We start from the raw sequence: 1,614 nt of genomic DNA, 5'->3' as shown, positions 1-1,614 counted from the left end.
GAGTATGCGGGCGATGTCGGTGCGCTGCGCGGGGTCGTGAACAACGTCTCTTCGGCGTTGGGCGCGGCGTTTGCCGGGGTCGTCGCGGTCACGCTGCTGACCGGGGCGCTCTCGTCCAGCCTCGACCGCTCCACCCTGCCGCCGCAGTTCAACCTGGACAACGTCAGTCGGGTGGACTTCGTCAGCGACGCGCAGTTGAAGGCCGTGCTCGCCACCACGCCGGCCACGCCCGCCCAGGTTGACGAGTTGATGCGCATCAACCACGCCGCGCGGATCAGCGCGCTCAGGTCTGCGTTCCTGCTCCTGGCCCTGATCTGCCTCGTGGCCATCTTCCCGGCGATGCGGCTGCCGCGTTACCGGCTGGTCGAGCTTGATGCCGAAGAGATCGTCGACGAGAAAAGACAGGCCGCGCACCGTGCGGCGTCTGTCGCTGGATAAAGGAGGAAACATGACGGCAAAGGTGAGTAGCGCCATCGAGTACGCGCGCCAGCACGGCGCGCGGTTCCTGGATGAGCTGTTCGAGATGTTGCGGATTCCCAGCGTGGGCGCGGACCCGGCATTCGCTGCGGACATGCGGCGGAACGCCGAGTGGCTGGCCGCGCACCTGGCGGCCCTGGGGCTCGACAAGGCGTGCGTGATGGAAACGGCCGGGCATCCGGTGGTCTATGCCGAGTGGCTGGGCGCAGGGCCGGATAAGCCCACCGTGCTGGTTTACGGCCATTACGACGTGGTACCGGCGGTGATGGAGGACGGCTGGGACACCCCGCCTTTCGAGCCGGCGGTCAAGGACGGCAAGATCTACGCGCGCGGCGCGACCGACGACAAAGGGCAGCTTTTCATCCATGTCAAGGCGCTGGAATCGTACCTCAAGGCGAGCGGCGGCGCGCCGGTCAACGTGAAGATCCTGCTGGAAGGCGAGGAGGAGGTGTCCTCGCCGAACCTGGTGCCCTGGGTCAAAGAGCATCAGGACCTGATCCGGGCCGACGTGTGCGTCATCAGCGACTCGTCGATGCGCGTCGTCGAGGAACCGGCCATCACGCACAGCCTGCGCGGCATGACCTACCTCGAGGTCGAAGTGCAGGGGCCGCGCGAGGACCTGCACAGCGGTTTCTGGGGCGGCGCAACGCACAATCCCGCACTGGCGCTGGTCGAAATCCTCGGCACGCTATACAACGTCGACGGCACGATCGCGGTGCCCGGCTTCTACGACGACGTCGTGTCGCTGACCGACGCGGAACGCGCGATGCTGGCCAAGGTCTCGCTGACCGAGGAGCAGTTCATGGACGCGACCGGCGTGCCGGCGGTGTGGGGCGACGCAAACTACACGATCCGGGAGCGCGTCTCGGCGCGGCCGACGCTCGACATCAACGGCCTGTGGAGCGGCTACTCCGGCCCCGGCCCGAAGACGATCATCCCGGTGCGTGCGGGGTGCAAGATCAGCTCCCGGCTGGTGGGCAACCAGGACGGTCACAAGATCTACGAGCTGATCAAGAAGGCGATCGAGGATGCGACGCCGCCGACGGTGAAGGTCGAGGTGCGGCTGCTCACGACCGGCAAGCCCGCCTTGATCCCCTTCGATCTGCCGGAGATGCAGGCCGCCGCGCGGGCGTACGA

2 protein-coding genes are annotated in these 1,614 nt (G+C 67.2%); both read left to right on the top strand.

From position 1 onward, the window contains the following. Nucleotides 1-438 (top strand): hypothetical protein (locus WB308_RS11725; protein ID WP_424191743.1); only part of this gene is annotated, 438 nt, incomplete at its 5' end. 10 nt (nt 439-448) lie between these two features. Beyond that, nucleotides 449-1,614: dipeptidase (locus WB308_RS11720; protein WP_424191741.1), on the top strand; the 1,166-nt coding region annotated here is incomplete at its 3' end.

It is taken from the genome of Sulfuricurvum sp. (genome assembly GCF_049587615.1).
Classification (GTDB): Bacteria; Campylobacterota; Campylobacteria; order Campylobacterales; family Sulfurimonadaceae; genus Sulfuricurvum.
This window is presented reverse-complemented; position numbering and strand designations above follow the sequence as displayed.